This window comes from Nocardia sp. IBHARD005, assembly GCF_052814245.1.
The window spans coordinates 4504975-4523980 of the sequence record NZ_CP199935.1 but is presented as its reverse complement, the minus strand read 5'-3'; the positions used below and the strand labels follow the sequence as shown (position 1 = coordinate 4523980).

Below are 19006 nucleotides of genomic sequence, written 5' to 3'. Positions count from 1 at the left end.
CTCCGGGCCTTGACCTGAAGAGAAGTTGAGCTTCTAGTGTCCGTTCCATGAGTGGATACGAAAACGCACCGGCAGTCGCAGTTCTGGGTTTGGGCGAGATGGGGTCGGCACTGGCCGCTGTCCTCGTGGACGGCGGTCACCCTGTCACCGTGTGGAACCGGTCGGAAGACAAAGCACATCCGCTGGTGGCCAAGGGAGCGCGGTGGGCCGCGACCGCCGCGGAGGCTGTGGGCGCGGCCGAGGTCGTGATCGTCAATGTCGCAGGTGGTGCGGTGGCAGCGGAACTGTTGCGCACGTCGGGGGCGGAGCTCGCAGGGCGAACCGTGGTCGACCTGACCGACGGGACTTCCGAACAGGCCACTGCGACTGAAAGATTGGTGCGTGAACACGGTGCGGACTACCTGCACGGTCAGATCATGACCATCGCTCCGGCCATCGGCGCCCCGGAAACGCTGGTGTTCTACGGCGGCGCCCGCCCCGCCTTCGACCGTTACGAAACCTTGCTCCAAGTCCTCGGCGGCCGCGCCACTTTCGTCTCATCCGACCCGGGTGTGCCCGCGCTGTACGGTATGGCCGTCCACGACATCATGTGGGGTCTGCTGAACGGATTCCTCCACGCCGCAGCGCTTCTCGGCGACGCCGGCCTTCGGATCGACGAGTTCCACCAGCTGGCACAGCCGTCCTTGTCGGCACTACCGACCTTGTTCCCGATGCTGGCGAACGAAATAGATCACGCACAATTCGCCACCCCGTTCGGCGCCCTGAACCACCACCTGCCCTCCCTCGATGACCTGATCGCCGAAAGCCGGGCACGAGGCATCGACACAGATCTGCCCACCTACACACGAAACCTGGTCGCCGACGCCATCACCGCAGGCCACGGACACGACAGCTACGCCCGACTGGTCGAATACTTCAGCCGTCGATGATCACGGCGCTGCCGCACCTGAAACCTCGAGGACCGAGGTCACGTATCCAACTGTCGCGGGTTGTCGATAGTTCTCACGCGGTGTCACCTCGCTACACCACGCAGGTGGACTCGACCCCGGGCTACCGCGGGAAACTGGCAGACGGTGGTATGTATGAAGACTCGCAGCACACCATCGCGGGCATGATCACGAGAGAGGTCGGGTACGAGATGGCGTCGAGGAACCATCTCCATCTCTCGCCGACAGCTTCGCGGCGAGGCTTCCTGTTCGGTGCGGTGGGCGTGCTCGCGCTGGGCGCCACGGGATTCGCGCAGGCCGACACCACCCCCTTCCCACCCGCCCTGTTGCCCTTGCCGCCGGTGCCGCCGCCCACCTACACCCCGCTCAACTATCATTCGCCGCCGCTGGAGCCGTTCGTCGATGCTCTACCGATTCCCGACATCCGGCCCGCCGCAGGAGAACTGGTCTCGATGTCGGGCATGCACCGATACCACCGCGACCTGCCCGAAACCCGCACGTGGGGCTATTCGCAGCCACTACTGGGTCCGATCCTGGAAGGACACCGGGGCCGACCGGCGCACATCACCTTCCGCAACGACCTCGGTAGTCACGTGCTCAGCCCACACGTCGATGTCACGATGCACGCCACCACCGAACTCGACCGCACCGACCCGCGCTCGACGGTGCACCTGCACGGAGGTGTCAACGCCCCGGACTCCGATGGGCACCCGATGATCTCGTGGCGCAACGGTGGTAGCCAGCGCAACGTCTACAGCAACCGGCAGGAGGCAGCCACACTGTGGTACCACGACCACGCGATGGGCATCACCCGGCTCAATGTCCAGGCCGGCTTGGCTGGGCTGTACTACCTGCGCGACGAGTACGACACCGGGACCGCCGATAACCCGCTGGGATTGCCGACCGGCGAGTTCGAGATCCCGCTGATCGTGCAGGACCGCACCTTCAACCCCGACGGCAGCCTGCAGCCGATGGTCGGTACCTATATCCCGCAGGGCTACAACCAGTCCGGCCAGTTCGGGGACGTGGCCTGCGTCAACGGAGTGGCATGGCCGAACCTCGATGTGCGCCGCACCCTCTACCGCTTCCGGCTGCTGAACGGATCCAATTCGCGCACCTACGGCTTCGGGCTGAGCAACGGGATGCCGTTCTGGGTGATCGGTAATGACCTCGGACTGCTCGACGCCCCCGTGCCGACCGCGCTGGTTCGGTTGGGTCCGGGCGAACGCGCCGACATCCTCGTTGATTTCACCGGCCTACGCGACGGTGAGCGGTTCGAGTTGATCAACACCGAACTCAACGACTTCGGCAACGCCGTGTTCATGGTCCCGGAATTGCGGCCCATCATGCGATTCACGGTCGGCGGCGAAGGCTCGCCCGCCCGGGTGCCCGCCGTGTTGCGCGGCGGACCCGGCCTGCCCGATCCCCTTCCGCCACTGAGTGATCCAACCCGCACACGCACGATGACGCTGATGGGTTTGAACGACTCCGACCGCGGGGCGGCGAACTTCCCGACGATGATGGCGATCAACAATCTGCCGTTCCTCACCGACGACATCGAAGTGGCACAGGCGGGAACTGTCGAGCGTTGGGACATCGTCAATGTGACTCCGTTCGACCACCCCATCCACCTGCACCTGGCCCGGCAGCGTATCGGCTCGCGCCAGTCGATCCTCAGCTCGGCCTACTGGGCGGCGCACCTGCCGCCCGCCCAGCTGGGTGTGCGCTGGAACCCGCCCGTCGACGGGTTCACCTTCGGTCCCGACCTGCCGCCCGCACCGTGGGAGGCAGGCTGGAAGGACACCGTGCATTGCCCGGCCGACACCGTCACCCGCGTCTACGTGTACTGGCCCTCGGTCGAGGAACTCGGTTTCGACCCGGATCAGCCGCTGCGGATCCCGGCCGGTGCGGAAGTGGTGGCGCCGCACGCCGCCATGGGCCACGACGCAGCCGATGCGCCGCCCGAGATCCGCGGCTATGTCTGGCACTGTCACAACCTCGACCACGAGGACCACGACATGATGCAACGGATCCGCGTCACCGGTTAGCCCCGCGGCCAGTGTTTCGGCCACCCCTTCGGCGCGCTGAACCACTCATGCGCCCGACTCACCGACCCTGATCCAATACCGCCGTGCCGTGCCGAGTTCGGTGTCCTGGATGCTTTCGAGGACACCACCATGGCGCTCGATCGTCTTCACCGACCCGAGATTCTCGGCTGCACAGACAACCAGCACGCGGCCCATGCCGGACGTTCTCGCCTCCGCGATGATCGCCCCCAATGCCCATGTAGCCAGCCCGAGCCTGCGTGCGGAAGGACGGATCCCGTAACCGATATGGCCGACCCGCTGCACAAGGTCGCTTGTCCCATGCCTCAACGCGATCCCGCCGACTACCCGATCACCCTCGACTATCCAGCGATACGAGCATCGCCCGTCGCCACCCTCCACCGACGCGGCGGCGAGCCGAGCAACCCAGCTCTCGAACCCCGCCAAGGAGCCGACGTCGTCACTCGGCAACAAGCCGAAACCGTCCTCGTGAAGACCGGGGCCCCACTCGATATGCGCCTCGACCCAGGCGCTGTACAGATCGACAGACGGCGTGATCAACACGGGCACACCCCGGACCGTACCTCGAATCGGCTCGGGGAATCTTTGGTGGAGCTGTGCCGGCGGGCGCCATCGGCGAAATCATGGTGAAACCAGCCGGGTTCGGCATCTACTGTCACGCGTGTGCTCGTCCTCTGTTCGATGCTTGCAGCAGGCACCCGGCGAGGGGCGGCCAGGCCTTTTGGAATGGCAGCTGCCGAATGGAGGGCTGGCCTTCTTGTCTTGTCAGTTCCGCTTTCCCGCACCGATGCTGCCCACGATCAGATCGGTCAGCGCCGAGACCGCTTCCTGGGCTCTGCACTACGCCCAGGACCGCGGACTGCCCTACCTCAGCATCTCCAGCGGCCTCCTCGACATCGGCCCGGAGATCATCGCGGGCGCGCAACGGTCGAGTGCGGCACCGGTTCTGGTCGCCAGCCACTTGATGGCGGGAATAGTCGTGCTGGCCGCACTGGATTCCGCGCGCGAGTTCGACCGGGTCGACACGGTCCGCGCCGGTGTCGCGCTCGATGACACCGACACCGGCGGACCTGCGGGAATCGCCGACCTGGAGCGCTGGTCGGCGGTCACGTCAGCGGGTCTGGTGCGGCGCGACGGCGTGTTCACCTGGCTCGCCGAAGCCGACGCACGAGCCGACGTGCCCACCCTGGATGGCACCGCGCTGCCCGGTCAGAGCATCCCGGTTCTCGATGTGCCGAGTCTGGCGCTGGCGACCGGCGCACCGAACGTCCGAGTCGACTTCGCGGTCGGTGAGACCCCGAGCAGACGTCGTGGCGAACCGGCCTCCATCGAGATCCGGATCGATCTCGCCGGAACCGACCGGACCGGCGAACCGCTCGCCAGGACGCAGCATCTCGTCCATCGGGAAGGGCAGCGACCGCTGACTGCACTCGGCATCGCGCTCGGCGTCGAACGGCTGCTCGGCCTGCGCGGCGATCGGCCGGCCCCGGGCATCCACACCCCCGAGGCATTGGTCGACCCCGCCTACGCGGTCGAGCGGCTGAACGAAATCGGTGTCGTGTGGCATCGCGTCAGCGGTGACCCCCGGCGATGACCGGGGGCCACCGAGCCCTACCGCAACGAACGGAAGAACTCGCGCACATCCTCGATCAGCAGGTCGGGCGCTTCCATCGCGGCGAAGTGCCCGCCGCGCTCGTATTCGGTCCAGCGAACGAGGTTGTTCTGTTTCTCGGCGATGCCGCGAATCGTGGTGTCGCCGGGGAAGACCGCGACAGCGGTCGGCACTCCGGAGCTGAGTAGGTCGGCGCCCCACTGCTGGGATTCCTTGTACAGGCGCATCGAGGAGCCCGCGGTGCCGGTGAACCATAGGATCGCTGTTTCGGCGAGCATCGCGTCGCGGTCGAGGGAGTCCTCGGGCAGCGCGGCGGCGGGGTCCTTGTAGGTGTTGACGACATCGACGATCCAGGCGAGCAAGCCCGCCGGCGAATCGGTGAGCGCGTGGGCCAGGGTGTGGGGGCGGGTGCTGTGCACGCCCGCGTAGGCGGAGGTCTCGTTGCTGCTCCAATCCTGGAGTGCGGCAAGCTTTTCCTGATCCTGCTCGGTGTATCCCGCGCCGTCGTCGTTCCAGGCGGGGATGGTGATCGCGGCGTTGAGGTGCACGCCGGCGACCCGCTCGGTGTCGACGCGGCCCAGGTGTGGGGCGATGAATGAGCCCGCGTCGCTGCCTTGCGCGCCGTAGCGTGCATAGCCGAGTTCGCTCATCAGCCGAGCGATCAGTTCCGCGGATCGCTCGGTCGCGGCATGGCCGGGCTGATGTGTTGGTCCGGAGAAGCCGAACCCTGGCAGGGTCGGGACGATGACGTCGAACGCGTCGCGTGGGTCGCCGCCGTGTGCGCGAGGGTCGGTCAGCGGTCCGATCGTCGCGCCGAAGTCGGTGAACGGCCAGCCGTGGACCAGAACCAGCGCGAGCGCGTCCGGTTCGGGTGAGCGGACGTGGGTGAAGTGCAGGCGCTGTCCGTCGATCTCGGTGACGAACTGCGGGTGGGCGTTGCGTGCGGTCTCGGCGGCGCGCCAGTCGAACCCGGTCCGCCAGTAGTCGGTGAGGTCGCGCAGGTAGGCGGTGGGCAGGCCATAGGTCCAGCCGGTACCGGGCAGGTCATCGGCCCAGCGGGTGCGGGCGAGCCGCTCGTGCAGGTCGTCGAGGTCGGACTGCGGGATGTCGATCCGGAAGGTGTCGATGTCGGTCATACCGACAACGCTAGAGACAACTTAGGTCAGTATCGTTCCTAAGTTCCCGGCATTATGGAGCGATGGCTGAAACATCCGCCCGGCTGCTGCGCCTGCTGTCGCTGTTGCAGACCCACCGCGCGTGGTCCGGTGCCGAACTCGCGACCAGGCTCGATGTCACCGCGCGCACCGTGCGCCGTGATGTGGAGCGGCTGCGCGGCCTCGGCTATCCGGTGCAGGCGTTGCAGGGCAGCGCGGGCTATCGGTTGGGGGCAGGCGCGTCGATGCCACCGCTGCTGCTCGACGACGAGGAAGCCGTGGCCGTCGCCGTCGGCTTGCGCACCACCTCGGGCGGCACCGTCACCGGCATCGAGGACGCATCGTTGCGCGCGCTCGCCAAGCTGGAGCAGGTGCTGCCGTCTCGGCTGCGGCACCGGCTCACAACATTGCAGCAGTCGATGGTGCGGGTCGGCGCCGACGCACCGAGGGTGGCGCCCGAGACCCTGCTGACGATCGCGCAAGCCTGCCGACGCCACGAACGTTTGCGGTTCGACTACACCGACCACGCCGGTCACACCTCGCGCCGCGATGTCGAACCCGATTCGCTGGTCAATGTGAGCAGGCACTGGTATTTGGTCGGTTGGGATGTCGACCGGGCGGATTGGCGGTCGTTCCGCATCGACCGGCTCCAGCCGCGTGTCCCGACCGGCCCACGATTCACTCGGCGCCCGGTGCCCGACGGCGACGCGGCGACCTATCTGTCACGCAGGCTGTCGGTCGCGTCGTGGCCGTGGCGCACCGTCGTCACCCTGCACGGGCCGGCCACCGAGCTGGCCGATCGTGTCTGGCCGGGAATGGGTGTCCTGGAAGCGGTCGACGACATCAGCTGCCTGCTGCACCTGGGTGCCGACACCCCTGCCTCGCTGGCCTGGATGATCACCGCCCTGGACATCGAATTCACCGTCACCGACCCGCCGGAGCTCATCACGGCGCTGCGGACGGTGGGCGAGCGCTGCCGTGATGCGATCGTGAATGCACCCGATGCCGATGTGCATCCTGTGCCACCAGTGCGCTGACACACTGCCCTTCTCCGATCAGTTGCGGCGCAACGCGAGCACCGGAATGGTGCGAATACCCTTCGTCTTCTCTTCGTAGCCGGCGAAACCGGGATACCGTCGGGCCTGCTCGGCGAAGAGGCGGTCACGTTCGGCACCGGTGACTTCGGTGACGGTGACCGCGAAGGTCTCGGTGCCGACCTCGGCTTCTGCTGTGCCCGCGGAGATGAGGTTGTAGTACCAGTCGGGATTGGTGGGGGCACCGGCTTTGGACGCGAAGACGTACATGACCTCGGGGTCGTTCTCGTCGGCCAGGTACATCATCGGCGATACCGATTGCCGGTCGGTGCGCCGTCCCCGGTGGTGCACCAGCGCGATCGGCGCACCGTCGAAGGGGCCACCCACGCGCCCTTCGTTTTCTCGGAACTCCGCGATGATCTTGCTGTTCCAGTCCTGTGATTCGCTCATGCCCGGCATCCTCTCCCCCGATCTCCGCATATGCGACTAACCACGCTCACGGCTCGTCGAGTACTTCTCGCAGACGGGCGGCGGCGCGGTAGCCGTCACCGAAGAAGCTCACGCGTTGCCGGCATTCACCGACTCTGACGCCGAGACCCGCAACGCCGTCCTCGGCGGACCCCGTCAACGAGTGTGATCAGGCTGCTGTCGCGCTGTTCGCGCGAGATGGCCTATCCCGGTACTGGCTACCTGCTCGGGTGGCGGGCCGCCTAGCGGCGGCGAAGCTCGTCGGCGCGAGCACGCAGTGTTCCGGCGACCAGTTCACGGCCTTCGTGCGCCAGGTCGACCAGCTCACGGGCGCTCTCACGTCCCGCGTCGCCCAAGATGGCGGCGATCGCGGTGCCTGCTCGGCGCGCCGCGATGGACAGTTCGTTGATCAGTTCTCGACCGGGATCGAATTTGTCCATCTCCGTGGGACTCCATTCGCAGTGCAGGCCAGCTCGGGTATCCGACAAGTATCAGTGTACAGTCGTGCACTGAACCTGTGTCAAGTCCCCGGCGGCGGCTCGCGACGATTCCAGCATGCCAGAACGTCGGGCCCGAGCCGAAGTACACCGGTGCCGCACAGCTCAGAACTGCGCGGCACCGGTGTGAGACGGGTCAGTTGTAGGAGTTGGCCACCCCGTCGAGCAGATGCTCGAGAGTCTCGTAGGCCGGCACGTCCACCACGTCGATCAGGTCGGCGGCCACGGGTACCGAACGTTCGGCGGCCACGGAGGTGAACTGGGCGGTGTCGCCGGTGCGGAAGCCGTGGTCGGCGGCCAGGCGACGCAGTTCGGGGTTGTCGGTGAGTAGTTTGCCGATCTTGTCGCCGGTGGCGTTCAGCGGGACGAGGGTATGACTCGACAGGACCGTCGGGGTCGGGTAGGTCAGCATCATGTCCGGCTTGATCCGGCCCTCGCCCGCCGCTTCGACGAACTGCGCCTCGTAGATGCAGACCAGCGGAGTCGGGCCCATGCCGTTGGTGAGGTACTGGTTGAACGGTCCGTCGCTGCTGTTGCCGGTGTAGCCCTGGGCGAGGAACAGTTTCGACAGAGTCGGTAATACGTGCTGTTCGGCCGTGGCGCCGCGCACGATGGTGTGGTCGTTGGCGACGTAACTGGCGATCGAGAGGTACATGGCCGCGGAGTTGGAGCTGCGCGGGTCGGTGGTGGAGACCAGGATGTTCTTGGCGACCGGGTAGGTGGTGTTGCCGGGCAGGTCGTCCCACTGCACGCCGGTTCCGGCCAACTCCAGGTACTTTTTCATATCGAACGTCGCGACCGGTCCGGGCTTGATCACCCCGGCCGCGGTCAGGAGGTCCGCGATCGGCCGGTAGGTGGCGATGGCGATCGGAGAGGAGAACGGTGTGTACTTGGTGGTGATGTTGCGTTGACGCTGGATTCGTTCCGCGGCCGGAATGCTCGACGGGAACGCGAAATCGAAGGCGCCGAGGTCGACGGTGGTCGCGATCTGCCGCGAACCGGCCGGTTCGACCTGAACGCGGAGACCGTTGTCGGCGAGTACCTTCACCACGCGCTCGTCGGCGAAGAACGACATCTTCTCCGACCCGACGACACCACGCACCACAGCCGGTTCCGCCACCGGGGCGGCAGCCGGCGCATCGGCACCGCCGGGCAACAGCACGACTCCGGCCACGACGGCGCCGACAACCACCGCCGCGCCGATCGACAACGGCACCACGCCACGCCTGCTCACCAACCGCTTCGGCTGCTCCTCGGTCGTGTTCGACTCTCGTGCGATGAGCTCGGCGGCCCGCACGCCGGCCGCGGGGGCCGGAACCCGCACCGTCGGATCGGGGTCGGCGAGTTCGCGGCGCACGATCCGCTCGACCAGGATCGGCACGAACTCCCGGATCGGTTTACCGGTGAAACGATGGTGTGCGGCACCTACCGCCGACGTCACCTGGTCGACGGGAACGTTCTCGGACAGGTCATCGACCAAACTCTCGGTCATCCGCCGCATCGCCAGCTCTTCACGCTGGACGGCATCGGCAGCTACGCCGGGGACTACGCGCGACACCACACTTCTCCTGGGCTCACAATCGGGCTGCGGACGCGGCGCGCCGAACACCCGTGCGCACGCCGCGGGCCACGCTACCGGCGCGCAGCACAGTTACCCCAGCCGTGAGCGCGGGTGCACACAGAGTTCAGCGCTCGCTCGACTGCCCGCAATGTCGCGTTGTCCCCGAGTTCGCGTAAACTTCGAATGCCGAACTCGCAGTGTGTGATTCGCTACTACAGCTCGGTCGCGGCCCGCACCGGCGGCACCTGGTCCTCGGTCGCGGACCCGCGCGCCCCCTGCAGAGCCGCCCGACCGAGTCCACCGGCGAGCAGTTCCATGGCACCGATCACGACCAGCCCACCACCGGCCATCGTGGCCAGGCCCGTGACCGTCTGGAAGGTGACCGCGATGATGGTGATGCCGACCGCGGCGGTGGCCAGCCCGCACACTTCGTGCGCCCCGCCGTCGACGATGCTGTCATCCCATCCCGCGACCAGCGCCTCCACGATGCCGCGCACCGACCAGCCGATCCCGATCCACAAGGCAAGCAGTTCGATATTGCCGCCGCTGAAGACCTGCCCGGCCAATATCCCCGTGAGCCCAGCGCTGACCAGCACCAGCAACCGCAGCAAGAACGCGATCCGCGCCATCATCGCCAGATACGCCTGCACCGCGGTGCTCAGCACCAGCGAGATCCCGAACAGCATCGCCAGGGTCGATTCGGCACGCCCCGGCCACAGCAGCAGCGCCACACCCAGCGCGAACGAGCACCCACCGGCGACGAGCATCGCAGTGCGGGTCCGATCAGCGCTGTGGGTCATCTCAGCCGCTCCAGCAGGTAGGGCGAAGTCCGGCTGACCGGATTCTGCGCCACCTGCTCCGGTGTCCCCTGCGCCACGATCCGGCCGCCCTGCCCGCCCCCGCCCGGTCCCATGTCGATCACGTGGTCGGCTCCGGCGACAACGGTCATGTCGTGTTCGACGACGACCACACTGGCGCCGCTGTCGACGAGCGAATTCAGTTGTGTCATCAAGATATCAGTGTCGGCAGGATGCAGCCCGGTTGTCGGTTCGTCGAGCAGGTAGACGGTGTCGGCGCGCCGCGCCCGCTGCAGCTCGGTGGCCAGCTTCACCCGTTGCGCTTCACCACCGGACAGTTCGGTGGCCGGTTGCCCGAGCCGCAGGTAACCGAGGCCGACATCGCGCAGCGTGTGCAGGGCGCGCGCGACGACTCCGACATCGGCGAGGAAGTCGGCGGCCCGGTCGACGGTCATGTCGAGCACCTGGGCGATCGTGGTGTCACGGTAGGTGATGTCGAGGGTCTCGGGGTTGTAGCGCGCACCGCCGCAGACCGGGCACGGGCTGTAGGTGCTGGGCAGGAACAGCAGTTCCACGGTGATGTATCCCTCGCCCTGACAGGTCGGGCAGCGCCCTTCGGCGACATTGAACGAGAACCGGCCGACGCCGTACCCGCGGGCTTTGGCGGTGTCGGTCGCGGCGAACAGTTTGCGCACCGTGTCGAACAGCCCGGTGTAGGTGGCCAGGTTCGACCGTGGGGTGCGCCCGATCGGCGCCTGATCCACTTCGACGACTCGCACGATGCCCGGGTCGGCCGTGGCGGTGGTCGAAACAGCATGCAGCAGAGTCGATTTGCCCGATCCGGAGACCCCGGTGATCGCGGTGAACACTCGCAGCGGGATGTCGACGTCGAGGTCTTGCAGGTTGTTGCTGGTGATCGCGCGTAATCGCAGCGCGCCGGTGGGGGTGCGAGCCGTGCGCGGTGGGCGGACGATCTCGTCGAACAGGTAGGGCCGGGTGACCGAGTCGGCGACCTCGCGCAAGCCCTCGACATCTCCGGCGTAGAGCACCGTGCCGCCGTGCACGCCCGCGCCGGGGCCGATGTCGATGAGCCAGTCGGCGTGGCGGACGACGTCGAGGTCGTGTTCGACCAGGAACACGCTGTTGCCCGAATTCTTGAGCCGATCCAGCACTGTCGTCAGTGCGGCGGTGTCGGCGGGGTGCAGGCCCGCCGACGGTTCGTCGAGAATGTAGACGACACCGAACAGTCCCGACCGCAGCTGCCCGGCCAGCCGTAATCGTTGCAGCTCACCGCCGGACAAGGTCGGGCTTTCCCGGTCGACGCTCAGGTAACCGAGCCCGAGCTCGATCAGCACATCGATCCTCGAGGTCAGGTCCTGGGTGAGTACCGCCAGCGCCTCCGTGCCAGGGGTGTAAGGCCGCAACACCTCGACGAGCTCGGTCAGCGGCAGGTCGGCGAGTTCGGTGATGTTGTACCCGGCGAAGGTCACCGCGAGCGCTTCGGGTTTGAGTCGGCGCCCGCCGCACAGCGGGCAGCGGGCGGTGTGCAGGTATTCGGCGGCGCGGGCTCTGGTCGCCTCGCTCTTGGATTCGGCGTGCGAACGCAGCAGCAATTGCTTGGCACCGGTGTAGGTGCCCTGGTAGGGGCGGTGGATGCGATGTGGTTCCCGCACGGGTTCGACCGTGACGACCGGTTTTTCCTCGGTGAACAGAATCCATTCGCGGGCGGCGGGTGAGAGTTCCCGCCACGGGCGGTCGATGTCGTAGCCGAGCGCGCTCAGCACATCGCGCAGGTTCTTGCCCTGCCAGGCACCGGGCCACGACGCGATCGCTCCTGCGCGGATGCTCAGCGACGGGTCGGGGACCATCGACGCCTCGGTGGCTTCGTGGACCACACCCTGTCCGTGGCAGCGCGGGCAGGCGCCTTCGACGGTGTTCGGGGAGAACGCGTCGGAGTAGAGGCGGTTGGTGCCCTCCGGGTAGTGCCCAGGGCCGGTTCTGGCCGGGGCGTCGGGATAGTCGCCTTCACGGGACATGAGCATCCGCAACGTGTTCGAGATCGCGGTGACGGTGCCGACAGTCGATCGTGACGACGGCGAGGACCGGCGCTGCGCCAGTGCCACCGTCGGCGGTAGGCCGGTGACACTGTCGACGTCGGGAGCTTCGACCTGGTGCAGCAACCGACGGGCATACGGTGCCACCGACTCCAGGTATCGGCGTTGCGATTCCGCGTAGAGAGTGCCGAATGCCAGCGACGACTTGCCCGAACCCGAAACACCGGTGAATGCGACCAGGGCATTTCGCGGCATGTCCGCGTCGACATCACGCAGATTGTGGACCCGGGCGCCACGCACCCGAACCGAAGAATCGACCTCGCGCGAATCCACAGCTACCTACCGTACTCCCGAAGCCGTGCCCTTCGGGCGAACGCGCCCGTTGTGGTGGAGCCTAGAAGAACCAACCCAATTGCGGGGCACGGTCGGTGGTGAACGCTTCGTCGAACGCGCGCAGCACCCCCGGATCCTCGACCGTGATCCGGTGCGCGGCAGCGAAAGCGCTCGCGCGCTGCCCACCGAAGTAGAGGGCGCCGAGAATGTTGATATCGAAGCCGAGCGTCGCTGTCCGGGTAGTCGGCTCGCACTCGGCGATGCCGTCGCGAATCCGCAGGGCGAAGTTCCCGCCCGCGTTGCGGAACGGGTCGTGCACCGCCAGGACGGTGTCGAGGTCGGCGCGATAGGTCCGGGCGGTGAGGGCGGCGGGTACGTCCATGACCCGTGCCCACAGTGCGTCGCCGCGGTGGGTCACCTGCACCGCGCGCGGGTCGGTGAGCAGGTAGGCCAGCGGATCGTCGTCGGCGATCTCGGCTTCCACGGTGTCGACGAGGTCCATGCCGAGCAGCACCCGCCACAGCGCGGCGTGCGCGTCCGGGGTCACGGCACGGAACTCCCAGACCGAGGCGATGCCACGATCCGCACGCCTGGAGCGCCGATACAGGGCGTAGCCGTCGGCGTGGAGCAGCACGAACAGTGTCGTCGCACCGTCGCGGTGACGCTCCACATCGGCGAAGAACAGGTCCCACTTGGCATCCGGACGATCCTGCGCCCCCGACGTCACTTTCTGCCACCGCTCGTAGATCTCGCGAATCCGCGGGCCGGCGTCGGGCAGTGTCTCCAAGGTGACACCACCGGGATCCGGTGTGGTGGAACGGAATTCGGCCCGCCGCGTATCGATGGACACCGCGGTCTCGAGAATGGCCACCTCATACCCGAACCGCCCGTAGATCGTGCCCTCACTGGCAGTGAAGATCGTCAACGGCAACCCATCCGCCTCGGTCCGAGCATGCTGGGCCGCATAGAGCTCGCGCAGAATCCCCCGCCGCCGATGCGTCGGCGCCACCGCGACCCCCGACACCCCACACGCCCGCACCGACCCCTCCCCCGGCACCGTGACCGTCATCGTCCGGTCCACCGTATGCCCCACGATCCGGTCACCCTCCACCGCGACCAATGACCGCTCGACCGGAAAAATCTCCCCCCGGAACTCGTTCTCATCACCCCCATACCGCATGCCGAACCCGGCCTCCTGCAATCCTGTGATCGCAACCGAGTCCGCCCGAGTACCCGCCCGAACGCAAACACTCTCCACCGATGCCATCCTCGTACCCTCCCACGCCACCCCACCACGCCACATCTTGTTTTCGACCCGATGTGGCGCGTCGCGGAGCACCTGTACGCCTAGGCGGTCAGCACAGTGATCAACTCGACGACCGGGCCAAGCACGGAGGGCGCGGCGACCGAACCTGCCCCGCCGAGCCGCACAGCTACGGGCGAGCGATGCAATCGCACAACAGCGGACCCGATGGGAACATCGGTGTGGGCGATGCCGTCCACACAAACGCCGAAATCACCCTCGATCAACTGTTGTTCGGGCTGTGTCACGACGACGGTCGGGTCTATCGTGTCGCTGAGGCTCTGAGCCTGAGCCGTCGTCCGACCTGTCAGCAGATCCACGATGGCGCCGATCGCTACCGGATCGCGGGTGCCGTCGTAGATCCAGCGGCGGCCCAGTACGCCATGCTCGGCTGTGCCGAGTAGCGCCGAGTCACCGTCCGGAAGCGGCGCCCCACGGTAGGTCAACGGCACCTGATACAACGCCTGGTCTGCACCGGAATCGTCGACGAACAGCATGAATTCGATGCCCACCTCGCCGGCCGGGTCATCGAGGCGGAACCCGCCGGCTTTTCGTATGCGTGGCATCGTGCCCTGGTACCACTGCCGACTGGGCAACCACGCCGCGACGATATCGCGCTTGGACGGCGTGACGGTGGTCTGGTGGATGACTGCCATAGTGTGCGTCAGCCTTTCGCGTTCATCGCGCGCAGGTCGGGGAGGGTGCCGATGCGTTGGGTGGTGGGGCGGTTCGGGGCGGGGGTTTGGGGGGAGCCGGTGGTGCGCAGGAGGGTTCTGATCTGGTCGGGGGTTGCGCGGCCTCGGCCGTGGGTGCGGATGCCCTGGTAGGCGGCGATGGCGCCGACGACGATCGGGGAGGCGCTGGAGGTGCCGCTGAATTCGTCGGTGTACCAGAGGTCTTCGTCGGGGCCGCCTTGGAGGTCGCCGTAGCCGGTGGTGGTGACTTCGCGGCCCCACCCTTGGGCGTCGAGGCGGGCGCCGTGGTTGGAGAAGTCGAGGCGGGAGCGGGCGGGGCCGTGGTCTCGGCCGTGCAGGCCCGGTGGTGGGGCGCCCGCGCCGACCAGGATGGCGCCGGAGTCGGCGGGGCCGGCTCGGAACGGGTTGTGCCAGGTGGCGGGGAAGTCGCCGGGGCGGGTGTCGTATACGGCGTCGTCGAGGTTTTCGCCGCCGTTGCCCGCCGCTTCGACGACAACGATGCCGCGGCTCACGGCGTAGCGGATGGCGGCGAGGTCGTCGGGCCACCATTCGACGGCGATGTAGCCGCGCTGATCGGGAGTGCCCCGGTAGTCGAATCGTGGTCCGGGGCGGTGCAATTCGATGAGGACGATGTCGCCGGGGTCGAGGGCGTCGGCCGCCGAGCGGATCGCGGCGGCCGAGCCGATGCCGAAGATGGAGATGGCTCTGATGTGGGCCTCGGGTGCGATTCCGGTGACACCGACGGCGTTGAGGTCGCCGCTGATCTCCCCGGCCACGGCGGTGCCGTGATTGCGCCAACCCAGATCGGCCGATGCGGTGCCACCGATCATCCCGCCTTGGTTCTGGCGCAGATCCTCGTGGGTGAACCGCCACGCGCCTTCGACGTCGATCACCCGCACGCCGGTGCCGAGCCCGCCGGGCCGACCGTGCGCCCACACCGCGTCGATGCCGTTCGGCGCGGCATCCAGATAGGCCTGTCGGACCCGGAAGTCGGGTGTCACAGCGGGTGCTCGCGGTGCGACGATGTTCTGCGCGAGGGGTGCCAGTGGCGGTTCGGCCGCGGGCTTCACATAAGCGGCGGCGACGGTGTCGTCCGCACGCAGCCGATGGGCGAGCTCACCGAGGTCACCCAGCTCACCGTGCACCGCGTAGTAGCTGAGGTACTCCCCCGCGACCGTCGCCTGCGGTGTGCCGGCCAGTCTGTCCGCGAGTCGATTGTCCGGACCGAAGATCGGCACCAGCCGTGCCGAACCGGGCAGCAACTCATCGACCCTGGTGCGGACGGATCGGTTCTCGCGCAAGGCGATCGGCGTGATCTCCGGGCCGGTCGGTGTGGTGATGACGATCAGTTCGCCCGGCGGGACCGCGGGTGCGGGCACCCCTGATCGGCGCTGCCTGCTGGATCGAGTGGAGGCCATGGATACCAGTCAACCGTGCTCTACGCCCGCCCGCTACTGTTCTGCGGCAACGGCTTCGGCGACACACCGTCACCACAGCGCGGCGACGACCCCGACCACGGCGATCGCCCCGACATAGACCAGCACCAGCCGTGTATCGCGCAACCAGCATCGACTGCGCCGCAACCCGGCCCGCCACGCCCGCCAATAGCCGGCGAACGCGAGCGCACCGAACCCGGCCACCGCCCACGGCCCCACCAGCCACGTCAGCAACGCCACGGTCGCGACCACACACAACGTCAACGGGTCGTGCGGCTGCTGCCCGCGCACCGCCTCCTCGAAATAGACCCCGCGCGCGCTCACCGCACCTCCACCGGCAACAACGCCCGCCCCGACGGTGCCGCCGCCGACAACCGCTGCCGCGACAGCGCCGGCCACGCCTGCACCGCACAGAACGGCGCGCACTGATCGGCATCAGCGCGGGTCCCGACGTGCACACAACACTGGGTGAGCCGTTCCTCGATCATCGTCGACATATCCATGAACGGCTTGACCGTGATCCGCACAACCCGTTCCCCGAGCAGCGTCCGCAACCGTTTGCGCCGCCCGGGCAACGCCGACGACGCCAACGTGAGCAGGGTCGACATCCCCAGATCGCAGTTCTCGCAGATGTTGCGCCACACCCGCCCGATCTCCGGATGCGAGAGAGACGACTGCTCCGACAGCAATCCCAGCAGTGACTCCTGCACCGCCACCCGCAGTTCGGCGGGACGCGCCGAGTCCGCGATCCGGTTCGACACCAGCCCCAGCTGTTGCTTCAACCGCTCGTGCCCGATCAGCGAGACCAGCGACCGCCATTCCCCCGCATCGTCACGCAGCAGGTAACCGACCGAGCAGCAGTGCGGATGCGAACACGGCAGCGCGGTGAGGTCACGCCAGGTGACCTGGCCGTCGGTCTGCGGGCCGAGCCGGCGCAGCACACCGGTGTGGGTGAGCCGGTCCATCGGGTCGATCGCTCCCGAACGCCCAGAACCGAATTGCGGTTGGATCGACACCCCGCCCACGAACGGTGTGTCCATCGCCGTGCGCAGAACCGCACCGATCTCGTCGTCGTTCACGCCCAGCGCGACCGTCATCACCAAGGTGGTGAAGATGGCGTTCGACGAAAGCCGTTGCAGCGCCTGCTGTTTACGGACCCGCAGGTCACCGCCGCGGTGATGGCGTGATGCCTGCGCCGATTCCCCGTCGTATTGCAGATACACCTCGACCCGGTCGCGATGCGCACCCAGCAGCGCCAGCAACTCGTCGTCGACGGCGATGCGCACACCGTTGGTGTTGAGCAGAATCCGGGTGATCGGCCGTGCGGTCAGCTCGGCGAGCAGTTGCGGCAACTGCGGATGCAGGGTCGGTTCACCGCCGCTCAGCATCAGCACGTCCAGGCGCCCGTTCTCGCGGGCCAGACGCTGGTCGACATTGGCCAGCACATCCTCGACCGCCACCACACCACGCAATTCGGGCGAGGAGTCGGCGAAACAGGTGGGGCAGCGCAGATTACAGCTGTCGATGATGTCCTCGAGGAGGATGCAGGTGTGCTGGGTCTGCATCTCGGGCAGCCCGCGCAGGTATGCCGAGGGCACCGGATCGAAATTGCCCGCGGTGTCGGGCAGATGCGCTTTGGTCGGGGCCGTCCACTCTTCGAGGTAGGCCAGGATTTCGGGGTCCTCGTCGTAGAGGGTCCGCACCATGCCGTGGGTGCGGCACCCTCGTTCGAGGAACACCTTGCCGTCCCGTTCGGCCAACCACCCCGACAGTCGCGCGACGTCGGGCAGCGGTGTCTCGGGGTGTTCATCATGGCAGCGGGGGCAGAACGCGGTGACATAACGCAGGATTCGATCGCCCCGCAACGGCATTCCGGTCATCGCGCCATCCCGAACATCCCCGTGTACAGCTCCGGGTTGATGGCCGTGCACAGACCCGCCGTGCACACCGTGACCAGCGACCACCCGATCATCAGCCCCATCCCGAACCCCTTGGGCGCGGGCCGTTTGCGCCGGATCAACAGCCAGCCACCGCCGAAGGCCACCGCCGCACTGGCCACCGCGGTGAGCCCGAACAGCACCTTGGTCGCGGTGTCGTCGTTGATGGAGGCGACCACCATGAACACGAAGAATCCCGCCATCGCATTGGCCACGATGAACGCCATCGCTCCCGCCAACGCCATCGCCGCGACCTGACCGCCCTGCCCAGGCGGTTTCCCGCCCTGCCGCGGTGGTGGGGGTGGCGTGTTCGGTGGTCGGGGAGGAAAGTTCATGCGACGACCTTTCGTCGAAGTACACCGTCGTAGTTCCCGCGCCGGTAGCCGATGGTCCAGCGCACCGCTACCAGGACCAGGCCTGGCAGCAGGAACCATTGTGGGCGCGTCAGATCCAGCCACACCGTGTCGTTGGCGCGGGTGAACTCGACCAGGAACCGGAAGATCGCATAGGCCCCGACATAGAGAGTGAATAACTCCCCCGGCGTGCTGATCCGGTCGCGCAACCACCACAGCGCGCCGAAAGCGGCGAGCTGGAACACGATTTCGTAGAGAAAACTCGGGTGCATCGCCACACCGGCCACGCACCCGGGGCACTGCGGCATCGTCGCGGGCGCGTGGATCCCCCACGGCAGGCTCGTCGGCCGTCCCGGTGCCTCGGTGAGCAGGCACCCGATGCGCCCCACCGCCATGCCCAGCGTCACCGCCGGTGCGAACAGGTCACCGGTCCGTTCCCGGTATCCGATGATCCTTTTCGCGATCAGTACACCTACATACGCGCCGAGCAGGCCGCCGAGCACGCTGCGCGCGCCGAACATCCAGCTTTCGAAGGGATCCAGAGTCTCGGCCAGACTCGACAACCGCATGCCGATCGCCCCACCGACCAATGCCCCGGTGACCGCGACCAGGGACTCCTCGCGCAGTGCGTCGCGTCGTCGGCATTCGGCCACGAACACCAACGCGGCCACAGCGACACCGAGCGCGACGAAGAACCCGTGCGTCGGGATCCCCCACATCAGCTGCGCCACCATGGCGAAAGGGTAGCGGGCCAACGGG

19 protein-coding genes are annotated in these 19006 nt (G+C 67.4%); 4 read left to right on the top strand and 15 right to left on the bottom strand.

Going from position 1 to position 19006, the window contains the following annotated elements:
* The first annotated feature begins 47 nt into the window (after nucleotides 1-47).
* On the top strand, nucleotides 48-929 hold the full coding sequence (locus tag ACTWPB_RS21385) for an NAD(P)-dependent oxidoreductase (RefSeq protein WP_446222352.1): 882 nt from the start codon (nucleotides 48-50) through the stop codon (nucleotides 927-929).
* 182 nt (nucleotides 930-1111) lie between these two features.
* Nucleotides 1112-2995, top strand: coding sequence for a multicopper oxidase family protein (locus ACTWPB_RS21380; RefSeq protein ID WP_446222351.1), 1884 nt, complete (start codon nucleotides 1112-1114; stop codon nucleotides 2993-2995).
* A 45-nt stretch (nucleotides 2996-3040) separates the two neighbouring features.
* Here ACTWPB_RS21380 and ACTWPB_RS21375 read toward each other — a convergent pair whose 3' ends face one another.
* Nucleotides 3041-3562 carry a GNAT family N-acetyltransferase gene (locus ACTWPB_RS21375; RefSeq protein WP_446222350.1) on the bottom strand — a complete coding sequence of 174 codons (522 nt, stop codon included), beginning with the start codon at nucleotides 3560-3562 and terminating at the stop codon, nucleotides 3041-3043.
* A gap of 238 nt (nucleotides 3563-3800) precedes the next feature.
* On the opposite strand from ACTWPB_RS21375, the gene ACTWPB_RS21370 reads away from it, so the two are divergent.
* Nucleotides 3801-4607, top strand: coding sequence for a saccharopine dehydrogenase (locus tag ACTWPB_RS21370; protein WP_446222349.1), 807 nt, complete (start codon nucleotides 3801-3803; stop codon nucleotides 4605-4607).
* Nucleotides 4608-4624: 17 nt separating this feature from the next.
* On the opposite strand, the gene ACTWPB_RS21365 is transcribed toward ACTWPB_RS21370, so the two are convergent.
* Nucleotides 4625-5761 carry an epoxide hydrolase family protein gene (locus ACTWPB_RS21365; protein ID WP_446222348.1) on the bottom strand — a complete coding sequence of 379 codons (1137 nt, stop codon included), beginning with the start codon at nucleotides 5759-5761 and terminating at the stop codon, nucleotides 4625-4627.
* A 62-nt stretch (nucleotides 5762-5823) separates the two neighbouring features.
* On the opposite strand from ACTWPB_RS21365, the gene ACTWPB_RS21360 reads away from it, so the two are divergent.
* Nucleotides 5824-6816 (top strand): helix-turn-helix transcriptional regulator, encoded by a 993-nt coding sequence (locus tag ACTWPB_RS21360; protein ID WP_446222347.1) that lies wholly within the window; start codon nucleotides 5824-5826, stop codon nucleotides 6814-6816.
* Between the two features lie 18 nt (nucleotides 6817-6834).
* On the opposite strand, the gene ACTWPB_RS21355 is transcribed toward ACTWPB_RS21360, so the two are convergent.
* From ACTWPB_RS21355 to ACTWPB_RS21295, 13 genes are all read right to left on the bottom strand, one after another.
* Complete coding sequence (locus ACTWPB_RS21355) at nucleotides 6835-7263, bottom strand: nitroreductase/quinone reductase family protein (RefSeq protein ID WP_446222346.1); 429 nt, start codon at nucleotides 7261-7263, stop codon at nucleotides 6835-6837.
* Between the two features lie 46 nt (nucleotides 7264-7309).
* The gene (locus ACTWPB_RS21350; RefSeq protein ID WP_446222345.1) at nucleotides 7310-7441 is read right to left on the bottom strand and encodes a hypothetical protein; all 132 of its coding nucleotides are present in this window, start codon (nucleotides 7439-7441) and stop codon (nucleotides 7310-7312) included.
* A gap of 82 nt (nucleotides 7442-7523) precedes the next feature.
* Nucleotides 7524-7721, bottom strand: a complete 198-nt coding sequence (locus ACTWPB_RS21345) for a hypothetical protein (protein ID WP_446222344.1) — start codon at nucleotides 7719-7721, stop codon at nucleotides 7524-7526.
* Nucleotides 7722-7914: 193 nt separating this feature from the next.
* Nucleotides 7915-9336, bottom strand: a complete 1422-nt coding sequence (locus ACTWPB_RS21340; protein WP_446222343.1) for a three-helix bundle dimerization domain-containing protein — start codon at nucleotides 9334-9336, stop codon at nucleotides 7915-7917.
* 215 nt (nucleotides 9337-9551) lie between these two features.
* Complete coding sequence (locus ACTWPB_RS21335) at nucleotides 9552-10139, bottom strand: DUF308 domain-containing protein (protein WP_446222342.1); 588 nt, start codon at nucleotides 10137-10139, stop codon at nucleotides 9552-9554.
* Nucleotides 10136-12445: an ATP-binding cassette domain-containing protein gene (locus ACTWPB_RS21330; protein ID WP_446226436.1), complete on the bottom strand. Its 2310-nt coding sequence runs from the start codon at nucleotides 12443-12445 to the stop codon at nucleotides 10136-10138. Before ACTWPB_RS21330 ends, ACTWPB_RS21335 begins: the two co-directional genes overlap by 4 nt.
* Before the next feature lie 139 nt (nucleotides 12446-12584).
* Nucleotides 12585-13790: a GNAT family N-acetyltransferase gene (locus tag ACTWPB_RS21325; protein ID WP_446222341.1), complete on the bottom strand. Its 1206-nt coding sequence runs from the start codon at nucleotides 13788-13790 to the stop codon at nucleotides 12585-12587.
* Between the two features lie 80 nt (nucleotides 13791-13870).
* Nucleotides 13871-14482, bottom strand: coding sequence for a maltokinase N-terminal cap-like domain-containing protein (locus ACTWPB_RS21320; protein WP_446222340.1), 612 nt, complete (start codon nucleotides 14480-14482; stop codon nucleotides 13871-13873).
* Between the two features lie 8 nt (nucleotides 14483-14490).
* Nucleotides 14491-15939: a S8 family serine peptidase gene (locus ACTWPB_RS21315; protein ID WP_446222339.1), complete on the bottom strand. Its 1449-nt coding sequence runs from the start codon at nucleotides 15937-15939 to the stop codon at nucleotides 14491-14493.
* A gap of 69 nt (nucleotides 15940-16008) precedes the next feature.
* Nucleotides 16009-16281, bottom strand: coding sequence for a hypothetical protein (locus ACTWPB_RS21310; protein ID WP_446222338.1), 273 nt, complete (start codon nucleotides 16279-16281; stop codon nucleotides 16009-16011).
* Nucleotides 16278-17828, bottom strand: a complete 1551-nt coding sequence (locus ACTWPB_RS21305; RefSeq protein WP_446226435.1) for a radical SAM protein — start codon at nucleotides 17826-17828, stop codon at nucleotides 16278-16280. Before ACTWPB_RS21305 ends, ACTWPB_RS21310 begins: the two co-directional genes overlap by 4 nt.
* Nucleotides 17829-17833: 5 nt before the next feature.
* Entirely contained in the window at nucleotides 17834-18139 is a 306-nt protein-coding gene (locus ACTWPB_RS21300; RefSeq protein ID WP_446222337.1) for a hypothetical protein, read from the bottom strand.
* An 86-nt stretch (nucleotides 18140-18225) separates the two neighbouring features.
* Entirely contained in the window at nucleotides 18226-18981 is a 756-nt protein-coding gene (locus ACTWPB_RS21295) for a prolipoprotein diacylglyceryl transferase (RefSeq protein WP_446222336.1), read from the bottom strand.
* Between the last annotated feature and the right edge of the window lie 25 nt (nucleotides 18982-19006).